Source organism: Streptomyces sp. NPDC020801 (assembly GCF_044334385.1).
Taxonomy (GTDB): Bacteria; Actinomycetota; Actinomycetes; order Streptomycetales; family Streptomycetaceae; genus Streptomyces.
Genome location: NZ_JBIRST010000004.1, coordinates 266,056 through 282,179, shown reverse-complemented (window position 1 = coordinate 282,179; position 16,124 = coordinate 266,056). Strand labels below are relative to the sequence as shown.

16 protein-coding genes are annotated in these 16,124 nt (G+C 70.8%); 15 read left to right on the top strand and 1 reads right to left on the bottom strand.

The features are described 5' to 3' along the window. Window positions 1-69: 69 nt before the first annotated feature. On the bottom strand, window positions 70-1,086 hold the full coding sequence (locus tag ACH4UM_RS11100; protein WP_398176389.1) for a LacI family DNA-binding transcriptional regulator: 1,017 nt from the start codon (window positions 1,084-1,086) through the stop codon (window positions 70-72). Between the two features lie 120 nt (window positions 1,087-1,206). Here ACH4UM_RS11100 and ACH4UM_RS11095 point away from each other — a divergent pair, with 120 nt between their 5' ends. The 15 genes from ACH4UM_RS11095 (at window position 1,207) to ACH4UM_RS11025 (ending at window position 16,114) form a co-directional block, all read left to right on the top strand. After that, complete coding sequence (locus ACH4UM_RS11095; protein WP_398176387.1) at window positions 1,207-2,463, top strand: MFS transporter; 1,257 nt, start codon at window positions 1,207-1,209, stop codon at window positions 2,461-2,463. A 9-nt stretch (window positions 2,464-2,472) separates the two neighbouring features. Beyond that, window positions 2,473-3,834 carry a Pup--protein ligase gene (pafA, locus tag ACH4UM_RS11090; protein WP_225076134.1) on the top strand — a complete coding sequence of 454 codons (1,362 nt, stop codon included), beginning with the start codon at window positions 2,473-2,475 and terminating at the stop codon, window positions 3,832-3,834. 142 nt (window positions 3,835-3,976) lie between these two features. Further along, complete coding sequence (locus ACH4UM_RS11085; RefSeq protein WP_398176385.1) at window positions 3,977-4,978, top strand: FKBP-type peptidyl-prolyl cis-trans isomerase; 1,002 nt, start codon at window positions 3,977-3,979, stop codon at window positions 4,976-4,978. Window positions 4,979-5,077: 99 nt separating this feature from the next. Next, window positions 5,078-5,449, top strand: a complete 372-nt coding sequence (locus tag ACH4UM_RS11080) for an FKBP-type peptidyl-prolyl cis-trans isomerase (protein WP_398176383.1) — start codon at window positions 5,078-5,080, stop codon at window positions 5,447-5,449. A gap of 140 nt (window positions 5,450-5,589) precedes the next feature. Beyond that, window positions 5,590-6,624 (top strand): helix-turn-helix transcriptional regulator, encoded by a 1,035-nt coding sequence (locus ACH4UM_RS11075; RefSeq protein ID WP_398176381.1) that lies wholly within the window; start codon window positions 5,590-5,592, stop codon window positions 6,622-6,624. Window positions 6,625-6,642: 18 nt separating this feature from the next. Next, window positions 6,643-7,749 (top strand): helix-turn-helix transcriptional regulator, encoded by a 1,107-nt coding sequence (locus tag ACH4UM_RS11070; protein ID WP_398176379.1) that lies wholly within the window; start codon window positions 6,643-6,645, stop codon window positions 7,747-7,749. Next, window positions 7,746-8,039: a hypothetical protein gene (locus ACH4UM_RS11065; protein WP_398176377.1), complete on the top strand. Its 294-nt coding sequence runs from the start codon at window positions 7,746-7,748 to the stop codon at window positions 8,037-8,039. The genes ACH4UM_RS11070 and ACH4UM_RS11065 overlap by 4 nt, the downstream gene beginning before the upstream one ends. Before the next feature lie 10 nt (window positions 8,040-8,049). Then, window positions 8,050-8,244 (top strand): hypothetical protein, encoded by a 195-nt coding sequence (locus tag ACH4UM_RS11060; protein ID WP_398176375.1) that lies wholly within the window; start codon window positions 8,050-8,052, stop codon window positions 8,242-8,244. Between the two features lie 258 nt (window positions 8,245-8,502). Then, entirely contained in the window at window positions 8,503-8,781 is a 279-nt protein-coding gene (tatA, locus tag ACH4UM_RS11055) for a Sec-independent protein translocase subunit TatA (RefSeq protein WP_398176373.1), read from the top strand. 47 nt (window positions 8,782-8,828) lie between these two features. Further along, window positions 8,829-9,785 (top strand): twin-arginine translocase subunit TatC, encoded by a 957-nt coding sequence (gene tatC / locus ACH4UM_RS11050; RefSeq protein ID WP_398176371.1) that lies wholly within the window; start codon window positions 8,829-8,831, stop codon window positions 9,783-9,785. A gap of 82 nt (window positions 9,786-9,867) precedes the next feature. Further along, window positions 9,868-12,720, top strand: coding sequence for a DEAD/DEAH box helicase (locus ACH4UM_RS11045; RefSeq protein WP_398176369.1), 2,853 nt, complete (start codon window positions 9,868-9,870; stop codon window positions 12,718-12,720). Between the two features lie 371 nt (window positions 12,721-13,091). Next, complete coding sequence (locus tag ACH4UM_RS11040; RefSeq protein WP_398176367.1) at window positions 13,092-14,705, top strand: sensor histidine kinase; 1,614 nt, start codon at window positions 13,092-13,094, stop codon at window positions 14,703-14,705. Beyond that, entirely contained in the window at window positions 14,702-15,109 is a 408-nt protein-coding gene (locus tag ACH4UM_RS11035) for a roadblock/LC7 domain-containing protein (RefSeq protein WP_398176365.1), read from the top strand. The genes ACH4UM_RS11040 and ACH4UM_RS11035 overlap by 4 nt, the downstream gene beginning before the upstream one ends. Next, the gene (locus ACH4UM_RS11030) at window positions 15,106-15,513 is read left to right on the top strand and encodes a DUF742 domain-containing protein (protein WP_398176363.1); all 408 of its coding nucleotides are present in this window, start codon (window positions 15,106-15,108) and stop codon (window positions 15,511-15,513) included. The genes ACH4UM_RS11035 and ACH4UM_RS11030 overlap by 4 nt, the downstream gene beginning before the upstream one ends. Beyond that, the gene (locus tag ACH4UM_RS11025) at window positions 15,494-16,114 is read left to right on the top strand and encodes a GTP-binding protein (RefSeq protein ID WP_398176361.1); all 621 of its coding nucleotides are present in this window, start codon (window positions 15,494-15,496) and stop codon (window positions 16,112-16,114) included. Before ACH4UM_RS11030 ends, ACH4UM_RS11025 begins: the two co-directional genes overlap by 20 nt. Window positions 16,115-16,124: the final 10 nt, after the last annotated feature.

The following is a 16,124-nucleotide window of genomic DNA, read 5'->3' as shown; positions in this document are numbered from 1 at the left end:
CCCTGTCCGTGACTCGCCCTTGCCATGCCCGGGTGCCCCGGCCGCAGACGCGGCCGGGGCACCCGCGTTTCAGGGGGCGGCCGGTGGTGCGGTGGAGCCGCGGACGACCAGTTCCACGGGGATGTCGCCGCCCTCGGGCGTGCGGCCCTCCAGGACGGCCAGCAGGGCCCGCATGCCCCGTTCGCCGAACAGCTCGGCGTCCAGCCGCACGGTGGTGAGTTCGGGGTCGATGGCCGTGGCGAGGGCGAGGTCGTCGAGACCGGTGACGGAGACGTCGTCGGGGACCCCCAGGCCGAGGCGGCGCAGGGCCTTGTAGGCGCCGGCGGCCAGTTTGTCGTCGTCGCAGACCAGTGCTGTGGGGCGCGGGCCGGGGGTGCTCAGGGCGGCCTCGGTGGCGGCCCGAGCCTGGTCCATGGAGATGGGTGCGCGGGTGGTGCGGACCGAGGTGCCGGGGACGGTGTTCACGCGTGCCGCCAGTTCCCGGGCGCGGACCTCGAAGGTCCAGGAGGCCACGTCCGCGGCCAGGTGCAGGAAGCGCCGGTGGCCGAGGTCCAGCAGGTGGTCGGCGACCTGGTGCACGCCGTCGGCGATGTCCAGGTTGACGGTGGCGGCGCCGAGGCTGCCCTCGGGGTCGCTGTCGAGCATGACCAGGGGCAGCTGGTCGCCGCGGATGGCGGTGAGGGCGTCGGCGGCCATGGAGGAGGCGATGACGCCGTCGAGGGCGGCCTGGGCGGAGGCGAAGGGGTTCCTGGCCGGGCCGATGCCCTCGGGGGAGGGGTAGAGGACCACGCCGAAGCCGTGGTCGGCGGCGACCCGCGCGGCGCCCGTGTAGACGCCGGCGAAGAACTCCGTCGTCAGCGCCGGGACGACCAGGAGGACCGTACGGGTGCGGCCGAGGCGCAGGTTGCGGGCGGCGAGGTTGGGCCGGTAGCCGAGATCACGGGCGGCCTGTCGTACACGCCCGGCGGTCGCCTCGGAGACCCGGCCGCGCCATTTGTCGCCGAGGACGAGCGAGACGGCGGCCTGGGAGACCCCGGCGGCCTGGGCGACGTCACGGCTGGTGGGGCGCGTGCTACCTCGTGCCACCGTCGGGCTGCTCCTTCGTCTGGACTGGTGAACAGCGCTCATGGTACGTATGACCGAGGACGTTATACGTAACACCCGGGGATTCTCCAGCATCCCGGGCGAGTGGGCGGAGGCAGGGCGATGGCCGCGGGATTCGCGGGGTACCGGGAGATCCTCGCAACGAGGCATGCCGCCCGGCTGCTGACCGGCACGCTCGTGGGGCGGCTGCCGAACGCGACCGCGGCGATCGCGATCGTGCTGTTCGTGCGCGCGGAGGGAGGCACGTACAGCCTCGCGGGGGCGCTGGCGGCGGTGTACGGCGTGGCCAACGCGGTGGGCCAGCCCGTGCTGGGGCGGCTGGTGGATCTGCACGGGCAGCCCCGCGTGCAACTGCCCGCCGCGCTGGGGTCGGCCCTGGCGATGACGGCCTTCGCCGTGACCGGCACCGAGCCGCCCGCCCTGGCGTACACGGCCGTGGCGGCCGCCGGCCTGTTCACCCCGCCCCTGGAGGGCGGTCTGCGCGCCCTGTGGCCCGCCGTGCTGGGCGGGGAGGACCGGGTGCACACGGCGTACGCCATGGACGCCGTGGCGCAGGAAGTCATGTTCACCGTCGGGCCGTTGCTCGTGACCCTGTGGTCGGCGCAGGCCGCGCTGGTGGTGCTGAGCGTGGTCGGGGTGCTGGGCGCGCTGTCCGTGGTCGTCTCGCCGCCCTCGCGGGCCTGGCGTTCGGCACCGCGCGAGGCGCACTGGCTGGGCGCGCTGCGCTCGCCGGGGCTGCTGGCCCTGCTGGGCGCGTTCCTCTTCGTCGGTATCGCGCTCGGGTCCATCACGGTCGCCGCCGTGCCGTACGCGGACGGCCACGGGGGCGAGGCGGTGTACGGCCGGCTGATGGCGGCGCTGGGCCTGGGTGCGCTGGCCGGCGGCGCGGTCTACGGCGCGCGGCAGTGGGCGGGTGTGCCCGAACGGCGACTGCGGGTGCTGGTGGCCCTCCTGGCGGTGTGTTACCTGCCGCTGATGCTGAGGCCGGGCGCGGTGGCCATGGTGGGGCTGACGGCGCTGTCCGGAGTGTTCCTCGCACCATGCATCGCCTGTGCGTTCATCATCGTGGACCGGCACGCGCCGGCCGGGACGGTGACGGAGGCGTTCTCCTGGCTGGTGACGACGTTCACCGTCGGCGCGTCGGTGGGAACGGGAGTCGCGGGCCCGGTGGTCCAGGCGGGCGGAGCGCTGTGGGGCTTCGCGGTGCCGGGTGCCGCGGGGGCCGTGTCGTTGCTGGTGTTGCTGGCCACGGGGCGGGTCCTCGCAGCTCCCGCCGGGCGGGCGGTGGTTGCGGCTTCATCGGAAAATGATCCAAATCGTGCTGCCGAACCCCGTTTCAGCTCGGGGGATCGGGCGTAATGTTCACTCATGGACCGCCGCATTTTCGGGCTGGAGAACGAGTACGGCGTCACGTGCACGTTCAGGGGACAGCGCCGCCTGTCGCCTGACGAGGTGGCGCGGTACCTCTTCCGCCGTGTCGTGTCATGGGGCCGAAGCAGCAATGTCTTTCTGCGAAACGGCGCCCGGCTCTATCTCGACGTGGGGTCACATCCGGAATACGCCACACCCGAATGTGACAATGTGATCGAACTGGTCACCCACGACAAGGCCGGCGAGCGCATTCTGGAAGGACTCCTGGTAGACGCAGAACGACGCCTGCACGAGGAGGGAATCGCGGGCGACGTCTACCTCTTCAAGAACAACACCGACTCGGCGGGCAACTCCTACGGCTGCCACGAGAACTATCTGGTGGCACGGCACGGGGAGTTCTCGCGGCTCGCGGACATCCTCATTCCGTTCCTGGTCACCCGCCAGCTGCTGTGCGGGGCGGGCAAGGTCCTGCAGACTCCGCGCGGGGCAGTGTACTGCGTGAGCCAGCGGGCCGAGCACATCTGGGAGGGCGTCTCCTCGGCGACGACCCGCTCCCGGCCGATCATCAACACGCGTGACGAGCCGCACGCGGACGCCGAGCGCTACCGCCGGCTGCACGTCATCGTGGGCGACTCGAACATGTCCGAGACGACGATGCTGCTCAAGGTCGGGGCGACCGACCTGGTGCTGCGCATGATCGAGGCGGGCACGGTGATGCGCGATCTGACCCTGGAGAACCCGATCCGGGCGATCCGCGAGGTCAGTCACGACATCACGGGCCGTCGCAAGGTGCGCCTGGCCAGCGGCCGGGAGGCCTCGGCGCTGGAGGTGCAGCGGGAGTACTACGAGAAGGCCGTGGACTTCTGCGAGCGGCGCGGGATCCGCACCGGCACGGTGGAGCAGGTGCTGGAGCTGTGGGGCCGCACGCTGGACGCGATCGAGACCGAGGACCTCGACCGCATCGGCACCGAGATCGACTGGGTGATGAAGTACAAGCTCATCGAGCGCTACCGGGCCAAGCACAACATGACGATGTCGCATCCGCGGGTCGCCCAGATAGACCTCGCCTACCACGACATCCACCGTCGTCGTGGCCTGTACTACCTGCTGGAGAAGAAGGGCCAAGCCACCCGGATCTGCAACGACTTGAAGATCTTCGAGGGCAAGTCGGTTCCGCCGCAGACCACTCGGGCACGTTTGCGCGGTGACTTCATCCGGCGGGCGCAGGAACAGCGCAGGGACTTCACCGTCGACTGGGTGCACCTGAAGCTCAACGACCAGGCCCAGCGCACGGTGTTGTGCAAGGACCCGTTCCGTTCGGTGGACGACCGGGTGGAGAAGCTGATCGCCGGAATGTGAGTCGCGTGGGACGCGGTACGCGTTCCGCACGAATTGCCGGAACGCAACACGGGCGCCGTACGTTTCGCGTACGGCGCCCTTCTCACGTCGTAGAGTTGCGCGCACGCCATCAACAAGATCGACCGATTACGAGGCCCCCACCGTGCGTCGACGCTCTCTCCTTCTTTCCGTTCCCGCGGGTCTGGTCACGCTGGCCGCCTGCGGCAACGACAAGGCCGACTCGAGCAAGGCCAGCGACAGCGCGTCGCCGTCCGCCGCGGCCCCGTCCGCGGCGCCGTCACCCAAGATCGTCTCCGGGCCGCTGCCGGCGATCACCGCGGGCACCAAGTTCGGCGAGAAGCCGACCGTCGCCAAGGGCAGCGGCGCCCCGTCGAAGGACCTCGCCGTCAAGACGGTCATCGCCGGCGGTGGCCGTACGGTGGCGGAGAACGACTACATCCAGGCCAACTACCTGGGTCAGGTCTGGGCCACGGCGAAGGTCTTCGACAACTCCTACGACCGCAGGACGCCGCTGGTGATCCAGCTGTCCCGGGGCAGCATCATCGACGGCTGGCGCTACGGCCTGGTGGGCAAGAAGGTCGGCAGCCGGGTCGAGATGGCCGTGCCGCCGACCTGGGGCTACGGGCCGCAGGGCAACACGCAGGCGGGCATCAAGGGCACCGACACGCTGGTGTTCGTGGTCGACATCGAGAACTCCTTCAACGCCAAGAGCTCGGCGAAGGGCAAGGACGTCCCCCAGAACAACGCCGACCTGCCCAAGGTGGGCACCAACACCGACGGCGCGGCCCCGTCCATCGACGTGCCCAAGGCGGCAGCGCCGAAGAACCTCGTGGCCGAGTACGTCATCGAGGGCGACGGTCCCGTCGTCAAGGCGGAGAACAGCGTGCTCGTCCAGTACAAGGGCGTGCTGTGGGACACGGGCAAGGAGTTCGACTCGACGTACAAGAGGCACGCGCTGACGTCCTTCTCCCTCCAGCAGGTCGTCAAGGGCTGGGCCCAGGGCCTGACCGGCAAGAAGGTCGGCAGCCGCGTCCTGATCGTCATCCCCCCGTCCCTGGGCTACGGCGACAACCCCCCGCCAAACAGCGGCATCAAGAAGGACTCCGTGCTGGTCTTCTCGGTGGACATCCTGGCCGCGATGTAGCGGGGCGCCCCGCGGCACGTGGGCTCGTGCGGGCGGGACAGGGGCAGGGATGCAAGACTGTGCGCGTTGCCTTGTCGTAGATGAGCAGGAGCGTAGGACGTGAGCATCGAGAAGCCCGAGATCGACTTCCCGGGCGGCGAGCCCCCGGCGGACCTCGAGATCAAGGACATCTGGGAGGGCGACGGGCCGGCGGCCAAGGCGGGCGACACCGTCTCCGTCCACTACGTCGGCGTTGCCTTCTCCACCGGTGAGGAGTTCGACGCCTCCTGGAACCGCGGTACGCCGCTCCGTTTCCAGCTGGGCGTCGGCCAGGTCATCGCCGGCTGGGACCGGGGCGTGCAGGGCATGAAGGTCGGCGGCCGCCGCCAGCTGACCATCCCCGCGCACCTCGCCTACGGCGACCGTGGCGCCGGTGACCGGATCAAGCCCGGTGAGACGCTGATCTTCGTCTGCGACCTGGTCGCGGTCTGATCGTCGTACACCGGATCCGTGCGGGATCCGACCACCTGGGGCCCATGCCTGTCCGGGCGTGGGCCCTCGGCTTTTGTCACCGCACTTCGGGGCGGTACGGTCATCGATCGTAAGCACCATAGGGAAGGTGACGGGCGTCGATGGCCATTGCCAAGGCCGAGCGGCTGATGAACCTGGCGCTGTGTCTGCTCGGGACACGGCGACCGCTCAGCAAGCGCGAGCTGAGGGACTCCATCGAGGCATACGTCGAGGCCGCCTCGGGGCCGGGGAGGGCCGCGGCCGCCTCGGGGCCGGGGAGGGCCGCGGCCGCCTCGGGGCCGGGAAAGGGCATGGCGGGGTCCGACGACTCCTTCAACCGCATGTTCGAGCGGGACAAGGACGACCTGCGTGAGCTCGGCCTGGTCATCGAGACGGTCGAGAGTCTGGACGGCGAGGTCGGCTATCTGGCCCGCCGGGACAGCAACCGGCTGCCGCCGATCACCCTCGACGCCGAGGAGGCGGCCGCCCTGGGCCTGGCCGCCAAGGTCTGGCAGCAGGCCCGCCTGGCCGGCGCCGCCAGCGGGGCCCTGCAGAAGCTGCGCGCGGCCGGGCTGCCCGAGGACGTCGACCCGTACGAGGCCCACGGCGCCCTGGAGCCGCGCATCCCGGTGCACGAGGCCGCCTTCGAGCCGCTGATGCTCGCCTGCCGCGACCGCCGCCCGGTCGTCTTCGACTACCGCAAGGCCAGCGCCGCCCGGCCCGAGCCCCGGCACGTGGAGCCGTGGGCGCTGGAGTGCTGGCGCGGCCACTGGTACCTGGCCGGCTGGGACCGCGACCGCGGCGCCGAGCGGGTCTTCCGGCTCTCCCGGATCACCGGCCGGGTGCGCAGCCGCGGCACCGGCTTCACCGCCCCGGTGCCCGATGTCGTCACCGTGCGCGAGACCGTGGCGAGCTGGGCGGGCGAGATCGCCGACCGCTCCGCGCGGATCCGGCTGCGCTCGGGCGCGGGGTACCCCCTTCGGGCGAAGGCCACCGCCATGCGGGAACTCGGCGACGGCTGGGACGAGTTGGACATCCCGTACGGGCACGGGCTGGACGCCTGGCTGGTGGAGTTCGGACCGGATGTGGTGGTCCTGGAGCCCGCCGAGCTGCGGGCCGGCGTGGTGGACCGGCTGCGTGCCGTGGCCAAGGGCTGAGGGGGAGCGAGCAACACTGTGGCAGGCAAACCGGTCAGGCCCACGAGCGCCATCGACCAGACCCGGCGGATGCTCTCGCTGGTGACGTATCTCAGGGAGCGCCCCGGTGCCCGGATCGAGGACGTCGCGCGTGCCTTCGGCATCACCGAGGACGAGCTGGTCTCGGACCTCGACGTGCTGCCCATGTGCGGCACCAGCTTCCGCGGCGGCGACCTGCTGGACATCGACACCGACGGCGAGCGCATCTGGTGGCACAACCCGGCCGCGCTGGGGGCGGAGGCGGCCGAGCCGCTGCGGCTGGCCGCGGACGAGGCGACCGCCCTGCTGGTGGCCGCCCGCGCCGTGGCCACGCTGCCGGGCCTGCGCGAAGGCGACCGGCAGGCGCTGCTGCGGGCGACGGCCAAGGTGGAGGCCGCGGCCGGCGAGGCCGCCGGGGCCAGCTCCCGGCTGTCGGTGACCTTCGAGTCCGAGGGAGGCGTCTTCGCCGACGTCGACCGGGCCATCTCCGAGCGCCGCCGGCTCTGGATCCGGTACTACTCGCCCGCCCGCGACGAGGTCACCGAGCGCGAGATCGACCCCATCCGTCTGGTCAGCGTCGGGCACACGTACGTGGAGGCCTGGTGCCGCCGCTCCGAGGCGCGCCGCACCTTCCGGCTCGACCGGGTCGCCGAGATCAGGATCCTCGACGAGCCGTCCGCGCCGCCGGAGATGGAACTGCGGGATCTGTCGGAGGCCCTGGTCCAGCCGGCCGCCGAGGACCCCGAGGTCGTCGTCGAGGTCGGCCCGGGTGGCCGCTGGGTCGCCGAGTACTACCCGCACGACAGCGCCGATGAGCTTCCCGACGGCGGTCTGCGTATTACTCTGCGCACCCCCGATCCGGCGTCGCTCAGACGCCTGGCGCTGCGCCTGGGCCCGGACGGCCGCATCGTCGCGCCGCGCGAGCTGGCCGACAGCGCCCGGCAGGCGGCGCGCGAGGCCTTGGCGGCGTACGAGGGCGTCGAGGCCGGCCGGACCGCCCAGGCCGCTCCCGGCCGCACGCCGCACGGGACCGGGGGAGCGCGCCCGGTGCACGACGGGCCGGACCGGGTGGACGGGTTGTACGACAGGCAGGAGCAGGGACTTTGAGCGAGTCGGCGACGTGTGGTGTGCGGGGGATGTCGGTGGCGGCGGCGTTCGCCGGGATGAGAAGCGTGGCCCCGGTGGTGTTCCGGGCCGGCTGCCCGGACTGCCGCGGCCGCTTCGAGCTCGCCGCGAGCGCGCTGCGCCTGGCCATCGGCGGCAGCAGCCGTACGACGTTCTACTCCTTCACCTGCCCCGAGTGCGGTGTCGCGGTCCGCAAGCCGGCCGGGGAGCGGATCGTCGAACTGCTCACCGGCGGTGGGGTCAGGACGCTGCGGCTGCACTCGACCCTCTAGGCTCAGGGGCATGTTCTGGCCGATGTTCGCGGTAGCCGCGGGTTTCCTGGGTCTCGCCGTCCTCGGTGTGCCGGCCGTCCGGGTCTTCGTGGAGGCACAGCGGCTCGGGAGGCAGGTCTCGGAGTCGGCGCGCCGTATCAACCGGGCCGCCGAGGTTCTGGAGCGGGCGAGCGTCAGCGCGGCCCGGTCCGTGGACTCGCTGTGAGCGCGGCCGGGACGTCGTGCGAGTGCGGCGAGGCGTGCCGTTTGAGCCGCTTCGCCCTGTCATGTTGTGACGTCCGGAAGGTACGCTGCTGGTCGCGGACCGGAGAACGAGGCCCGGGCCGCGGACGGGCGTACGCACAGGGATTGCCTCGTGTTCACCCCTGAGCGTTACGATCGCTGTCATGGCGATTGATCGGACGCGTGTCCGGCCGGTCGGACAGCACCCCCACCCAGCCGCCTCGGTGAGAAGGTAAAGCTTATGTTCGGAAGGCTCGGAGCTCCCGAGATCATTCTCATCCTCGTCGTCATCGTCCTGCTGTTCGGCGCGAAGAAGCTTCCGGACATGGCGCGCTCGCTCGGGAAGTCCGCCCGCATCCTCAAGAGCGAGGCCAAGGCGATGAAGGAGGAGGGCAACAGCACCTCCGCCCCGGCTCCCGGCAACGAGCAGCCCCCCGCGCAGCGCACCATCCAGGCCGCCCCCGGCGACGTGACGAGCTCCCGCCCGGTCAACGAGCCGACGGACACCACCCAGCGCTGACGCACGGCCGGACCGCTCCGGCCTGCCGCACGAGATGAGGACGTGGGTTGCTCAAGCCTGCCCGCAAGAAGGAGAAGGATCCCGAGGGGAGGATGCCCCTTGCGGATCATCTTCGTGAGCTCCGCAACCGGCTCGCGAAGGCAATGCTGGCCATCGTCGTCGTCACGGTGGTCGCTGCCTTCTTCTACAACGACATCATCAACTTCCTGACGAAGCCGATCCTCGACTCGATCGGCTGCAAGCAGAGCTTCGAAGAGCTGGCGACGGCTGCCAAGTCCCAGTCCCAGCACTGCGCTCGGATCACGATCAACGGTTTGCTGGCCCCCTTCACGCTGGCCCTGCAGGTGTCCCTGACGGCCGGTGTCGTGTTCGCCTCCCCGATCTGGCTCTACGAGTTGTGGGCCTTCGTCGCGCCCGGTCTGCACAGGCACGAGCGCAGGTACGCCTACGCCTTCGTCGGCACCGGTGTTCCGCTCTTCCTGGGTGGTGGCTACTTCGCCTACAAGGTGCTGCCCACCACGGCGAAGGTGCTCATCGACTTCACGCCCGACGGCGCCGACAACCTGCTGCCGCTGGACGACCTGCTCCAGCTCGTGACGCGCATGGTGATCGTCTTCGGTCTCTCCTTCGAGCTGCCGCTGCTGCTGATCATGCTCAATCTCACCGGGATACTGACGGGTCAGCGCATGCTCGGCTGGTGGCGCGGCATGATCCTGGGGATCACGGTCTTCGCGGCCGTCGCCACCCCCAGCACCGACCCGCTGTCCATGCTGGCGCTCGCCGGGCCGATCTGTGTGCTGTACTTCGGCGCGGTCGCCTTCTCGCTGCTCAACGACCGCCGCAAGCGCCGCCGCGAGGAGGGCGGTCCCGCCGACGACGAGGCCTCCGACCTCGATCTGACCCCCGAGGACATCGGCGACATCGAGCCGGTCACCGCCAGCCGGGCGGCCCTGCCCGAGCAGGCGGGCACCGACCGGGTCAACGGCTTCGACGACGTGACCTGAGTCCCGCGGGCACCCCTGGCGCAGGGCCGGCCGCTCGCACCGCGAGCGGCCGGCCTTTCACGCATCCGGGCTGATCCGGATAATGATCGTCACGTTGTCAGTGCGGCCCGGTACGCTCGAAAGCACGATGACAGAGGATCTCTCACCGGCCGAGCGGTACGCGGCAGCGCGCAGGCGAGCTGTCGAGCAGGCCACCGCGCTCGCGGGCTTCCGCGAGATGTACGACTTCGGCCTCGACCCCTTCCAGATCGAGGCCTGCCAGGCCCTCGAGGCGGGGAAGGGCGTGCTGGTCGCCGCGCCCACCGGCTCCGGGAAGACGATCGTGGGCGAGTTCGCCGTCCACCTCGCCCTGCAGCAGGGCAAGAAGTGCTTCTACACGACACCCATCAAGGCGCTGTCGAACCAGAAGTACTCCGACCTGTGCCGCCGCTATGGCAGCGGCAAGGTCGGCCTGCTCACCGGCGACAACAGCCTCAACTCCGACGCCCCGGTGGTCGTGATGACCACCGAGGTGCTGCGGAACATGCTGTACGCCGGCTCGCAGACCCTCCTCGGCCTTGGCTACGTGGTCATGGACGAGGTGCACTACCTCTCCGACCGCTTCCGCGGGGCCGTCTGGGAGGAAGTGATCATCCACCTGCCCGAGTCGGTGACCCTGGTGTCGCTGTCGGCGACCGTGTCCAACGCCGAGGAGTTCGGCGACTGGCTCGACACGGTCCGCGGCGACACCGAGGTGATCGTCTCCGAGCACCGGCCCGTGCCGCTGTTCCAGCACGTGCTGGCCGGGCGGCGGATGTACGACCTGTTCGAGGAGGGCGAGGGCCACCGGAAGGCCGTCAACCCCGACCTGACGCGGATGGCCCGCATGGAGGCCAGCCGCCCCTCGTACCAGGACCGCAGACGCGGCCGTGCCATGCGCGAGGCGGACCGCGAGCGCGAGCGCAGACAGCGCTCCAGGATCTGGACGCCGAGCCGTCCCGAGGTCATCGAGCGTCTCGACGCCGAGGGCCTGCTGCCGGCGATCACCTTCATCTTCAGCCGCGCCGCCTGCGAGGCCGCTGTCCAGCAGTGCCTGTACGCGGGCCTGAGGCTCAACGACGAGGAGGCGCGGGAGCAGGTCCGCGCCCTGGTCGAGGAGCGCACCGCCTCCATCCCGGCCGAGGACCTGCACGTCCTGGGCTACTACGAGTGGCTGGAGGGCCTGGAGCGCGGTATCGCCGCTCACCACGCGGGCATGCTGCCGACCTTCAAGGAGGTCGTCGAGGAGCTGTTCGTGCGCGGTCTGGTCAAGGCGGTCTTCGCCACCGAGACCCTCGCCCTCGGCATCAACATGCCCGCCCGCTCGGTGGTGCTGGAAAAGCTCGTCAAGTGGAACGGCGAGCAGCACGCCGACATCACCCCCGGCGAGTACACCCAGCTCACCGGCCGGGCCGGCCGCCGCGGCATCGACGTGGAGGGCCATGCCGTGGTGCTGTGGCAGCGCGGTATGAACCCCGAGCAGGTGGCGGGTCTGGCCGGCACGCGCACCTACCCGCTGCGCTCCAGCTTCAAGCCGTCGTACAACATGGCGGTCAACCTGGTCGAGCAGTTCGGCCGGCACCGCTCCCGCGAGCTGCTCGAGACCTCCTTCGCGCAGTTCCAGGCCGACAAGTCGGTGGTCGGGATCTCCCGGCAGGTGCAGCGCAACGAGGAGGGCCTGGCGGGCTACAAGGAGTCCATGACCTGCCACCTCGGCGACTTCTCCGAGTACGCGCGGCTGCGCCGTGAGCTGAAGGACCGCGAGACCGAGCTGGCCCGGCAGGGCGTGGCCCAGCGGCGCGCCGAGGCAGCCGTCGCCCTGGAGCGGCTCAAGCCCGGCGACGTCATCCACGTACCCACCGGCAAGTACGCGGGCCTGGCCCTGGTCCTGGACCCGGGCCTGCCCGCGGGCCGCGTGGGCGGCCATCGCGGCATCGAGCACCACGACGGTCCGCGCCCGCTGGTGCTGACCGCCGAGCGGCAGGTCAAGCGGCTGGCCGCCATCGACTTCCCGGTGCCCGTCGAGCCGCTGGAGCGGATGCGGATCCCGAAGTCCTTCAACCCCCGCTCGCCGCAGTCCCGCCGCGACCTGGCCTCCGCGCTGCGCACCAAGGCCGGGCACATCGCGCCGGACCGGCATCGCAAGCGTCGCTCCCAGGCGGCCGACGACCGCGAGATCGCCCGGCTGCGCGCCGCCCTGCGCGCCCACCCCTGCCACGGGTGCGACGACCGTGAGAACCACGCCCGTTGGGCCGAGCGGTACCACCGGCTGCTGCGCGACACCAAGCAGCTGGAGCACCGCATCGAGGGCCGTACGAACACCATCGCGCGCACCTTCGACCGCATCGTGGCGCTGCTGACCGAGCTCGACTACCTGCGGGGCAACGAGGTGACCGAGCACGGCAAGCGGCTCGCCCGGCTCTACGGCGAACTCGACCTGCTCGCCAGCGAGTGCCTGCGCGAGCGGGTGTGGGAAGACCTCGCGCCGGCCGAACTGGCCGCCTGTGTCTCGGCGTTGGTCTACGAGGCCCGGGTCGGCGATGACGCCATGGCGCCCAAGCTGCCCTCGGGCAAGGCCAGGGCGGCGCTCGGCGAGATGGTGCGGATCTGGGGCCGGCTGGACGCCCTGGAGGAGGAGTTCCGCATCAACCAGACCGAGGGCGTGGGCCAGCGCGAGCCCGACCTCGGCTTCGCCTGGGCCGCGTACATGTGGGCCTCGGGCAAGGGGCTGGACGAGGTGCTGCGCGAGGCGGACATGCCGGCCGGTGACTTCGTGCGGTGGTGCAAGCAGGTGATCGACGTCCTCGGGCAGATCTCGGCCGCCGCTCCCGGTGAGGGGTCGACGGTGGCGAGGAACGCGCGCAAGGCGGTCGACGGGCTGCTGCGGGGAGTGGTCGCCTACTCGTCGGTCGGCTGACCTGGCCGACCCCAGGAGCACCATGTCCAAGGGCAGGGGCGCGAGTCCGGTTACGGGCCACCTCTGCCCTTGAGTGTTGCTTCACCCGTCGTGGTGAGTGCTTTTCGTATGCCCGTACGGCGTGACAGCCCGTGTTCGAACAAGGTCGGACTGTGTAAATAACCTGAGCGTACTCCCGCTGCGGTACCCGTTTCAGGTGCTTGCTGAATATGACATGGCGATGATCCGGTCGGGCTAAGCTCGCCCGCGGCGCACCGGGTTGCGGTGAATTCGTGCGCTTGTTCCCAAAGATTACGAGTATCCCGACAGTTCCATGACCTACCCCCCGCAAGCTGCCCCGAACCCCAGCCGATTCGTCTCAGAGGGCTTACATGGTGAGTGTTCAATCGCCCCCCAGTGGCCGTGAACTTCCCTACGCGCGCGTGCTGTTGCTGCCGGCCATACTGATGGCGGCGGCCACCGGAGCCGCCGTCGCCTTGGTGACGGAACCGGCCCGCCTCGCTGTTGGCTGCTGCGGCGCCGTCGCCACCCTGCTCGTGCTCGCCACGGCCGCCGAAGCGGTGCGCCGTGGCCGCACCATCCGTCACCAGCGGGCGGAACACGCCCGTCACAGCGCGTATCTGGAGCGGCGCCTCGCCGCCCACGACACGGAGATCGTCCGGCTCGGCCGGGAGATCATCCCCACCGCCATCCGGTACCTGAGAGCCAACAACACCCCCCAGGAGGTGATGCGCGACGTCGTCGACGGCAACGCCGAGTGGAGCCGGATCCCCGAGTCGCAGCGCGAGGTGCTGTGGACGACCCTGAAGATCGTGGACCGCGAGGAGGTCCTGCGTGACTCCACGCAGCGCTCCTTCGTCAGCCTCGCCCGCCGTGTCCAGGCGATCGTGCACCAACAGGCCAAGGAGCTCCGGGAGATGGAGGAGGACCACGGCCGCAGCCCCGAGGTCTTCGACGACCTGCTGCGCATCGACCACGGCACCGCACTGATCGGCCGCCTCGCCGACTCCATCTCCGTCATCGGCGGTGGCCGCCCCGGCCGTCAGTGGCCCAACCCGGTCACCCTCTACAGCGTGCTGCGCGGCGCCATGTCCCGGATCCTGGAGTACCGCCGCATCGAGCTGCACTCCATCGCCAAGGTCAACATCAAGGGCACGGACGTCGAACCGGTCATCCACGCCGCGGCCGAACTCCTCGACAACGCAACCCGCTACTCGCCGCCGCAGACCAAGGTGCACGTCACCGCCATCGAGGTGCAGTCCGGCGTGGCCATCGAGATCGAGGACGGCGGGGTCAGCCTCACCGAGGAGTCCCGCGCCCGGATCGAGAACATGCTGGAGCAGGCCAAGGCCGGGGCCGACCTGCAGGAACTCGGCGAGAGCCCCCGCCTCGGCCTCGCGGTCGTGGGCCGTCTGTGCACGGCGTACAAGATGGAGGTCTCCCTGCGCGCCTCCGCCTACGGCGGTGTCCGCGCCGTCCTCGTGGTGCCCAGCAACATGATGACCACCGAGCCGGCCCCCGGACTCGCCCACGGCATCGGCGCCACCTCCATCCCCCGCCCCGGAGAGGACGCGGTGGAGGGCCCCAAACGTGCCCCCAAGCGCCGCCGCCCCACCAGCCCGCGCCTGCCCGCCTCGGTGTCCATGGACGACGACATCCCCGAGGTCACCGAGTGGACGCCGAACGGACTGCCGCAGCGCCGCAGCCGGGTCAAGACCCCGCTCAGCCAGCGCATCGCCGAGCAGGTCGCCGCCGAGCGGGCCGAGAAGGAGGGCCGCTCCCTCTGGCCCACGCCCGAGCCCGGCCCCGTGCCCGCGCAGAAGGAAACCGAACCGGGCCTGTGGGTCGAGGCCTTCTGGGACGGACTCAAGAAGGACAACCCCGGCCCCGACCCGACCGCGTTCACGCAGAACCCGACCGCTTTCACCCACCTGATCGAGAAGCCGGCCCGCGCCGAGGCCGACGGCGAGGGGGACCTCAAGTGATCCAGCAGCGAGCCAACTTCGACTGGATGCTCAAGGAGCTCCACGACGGCGTGCCGGGCATCGAGATGATCGTGGTGCTCTCGGCCGACGGCCTGCGCATCGCCCGCTACGGCGGCGACCCCGACGCCGCCGACCGGGTCGCCGCCGCCTGCGCGGGGCTGCAGAGCCTGGCCAGTGCCGTCGCCGTCGAGATCCCCGACAGCGACGGCCGGATGAAGCTGGTCATCATCGAGATCAACGGCGGCTACTTCTACCTGATGTCCGCGGGCGCCAACGCCTACCTCGCGGTGCTCGCCGACGTCCGGACCGAACCCGGCATGATGAGCGCCCGCATGCGAGACCTGGTGGTCCGCATCGGCGCCCATCTGACCAGTCCGCCCCGGCGCAACGGCCAGACCGTATGACTCCTCCGCGACGCCAGAGGCGCTACCCCACCCACGAACCGCCGCCGCCCCCGAAACCCGCCCAGCAGGGCGAGGAGAAGAACCCCGAGCGGCTGTACGTGGTCGCCGGCGCGGCCGAGGACGGTGCCCGCGCCGCCCTGGACCTGGTGACCCTGGTCGTGGCGCGCGCCGACCCGCCCCCCTCCGCCACCCCGGAGCAGACGGCGCTGCTGCGGCTGTGCACCGCTCCGCTGTCCGTGGCCGAGCTGTCGGCCTACCTCAACCTGCCGTTCAGTGCGATGACGGTCCTGATCACCGAACTGCTGACGGCCGAACTGGTGCAGGCGCGCGCCCCGATCGTCCGCCAGGCGGTACCCGACCGTTCCCTTCTCGAAGCGGTGATGCATGGACTTCAACGGCTCTGACACCATCCCCGGTCCACGGACCGAGGACCATCTGCCGCACACGGCCCAGGCCGCGGCGAAGATCGTTATCGTCGGGGGCTTCGGGGTCGGCAAGACGACCATGGTGGGCTCGGTCAGCGAGATCAGGCCGCTGACCACCGAGGAGACCATGACCCAGGCCGGCATCGGGGTCGACGACAACTACGGCTCCGAGTCCAAGACGGCCACCACCGTGGCGATGGACTTCGGCCGGATCAGCATCACCGAGCAGCTGGTGCTCTACCTCTTCGGCACCCCGGGCCAGCAGCGCTTCTGGTTCCTGTGGAACGGGCTGTTCGAGGGTGCGCTCGGCGCGGTGGTCCTGGTCGACACCCGCCGGCTGGAGGTGAGCTTCGACGTCATAGGGCGTCTGGAGGAGCGCGGGGTGCCGTTCGTGGTGGCCATCAACTCCTTCCCCGACGCGCCCCGTTACCCGATCGCGGAGCTGCGTACGGCGCTCGACCTGTCCGCGGAGATCCCGATGGTCGAGTGCGACGTGCGCCGCCGGGCCTCCAGCCGGGACGTGCTGCTGACCCTGATGCGCTTCCTGCACTCCCTGGCCATGACGGGCTCGCTCACCTGACCGCCGCCCG

Excerpts from the sequence above, each read along its gene's own strand:
- ACH4UM_RS11095 (WP_398176387.1), top strand. The coding sequence starts at position 1,207 with ATGGCCGCGGGATTCGCGGGGTACCGGGAGATCCTCGCAACGAGGCAT.
- pafA (WP_225076134.1), top strand. The coding sequence starts at position 2,473 with ATGGACCGCCGCATTTTCGGGCTGGAGAACGAGTACGGCGTCACGTGC.
- ACH4UM_RS11075 (WP_398176381.1), top strand. The coding sequence starts at position 5,590 with ATGGCCATTGCCAAGGCCGAGCGGCTGATGAACCTGGCGCTGTGTCTG.
- ACH4UM_RS11060 (WP_398176375.1), top strand. The coding sequence starts at position 8,050 with ATGTTCTGGCCGATGTTCGCGGTAGCCGCGGGTTTCCTGGGTCTCGCC.
- tatA (WP_398176373.1), top strand. The coding sequence starts at position 8,503 with ATGTTCGGAAGGCTCGGAGCTCCCGAGATCATTCTCATCCTCGTCGTC.
- ACH4UM_RS11045 (WP_398176369.1), top strand. The coding sequence starts at position 9,868 with ATGATCGTCACGTTGTCAGTGCGGCCCGGTACGCTCGAAAGCACGATG.
- ACH4UM_RS11040 (WP_398176367.1), top strand. The coding sequence starts at position 13,092 with ATGGTGAGTGTTCAATCGCCCCCCAGTGGCCGTGAACTTCCCTACGCG.
- ACH4UM_RS11030 (WP_398176363.1), top strand. The coding sequence starts at position 15,106 with ATGACTCCTCCGCGACGCCAGAGGCGCTACCCCACCCACGAACCGCCG.
- ACH4UM_RS11025 (WP_398176361.1), top strand. The coding sequence starts at position 15,494 with ATGGACTTCAACGGCTCTGACACCATCCCCGGTCCACGGACCGAGGAC.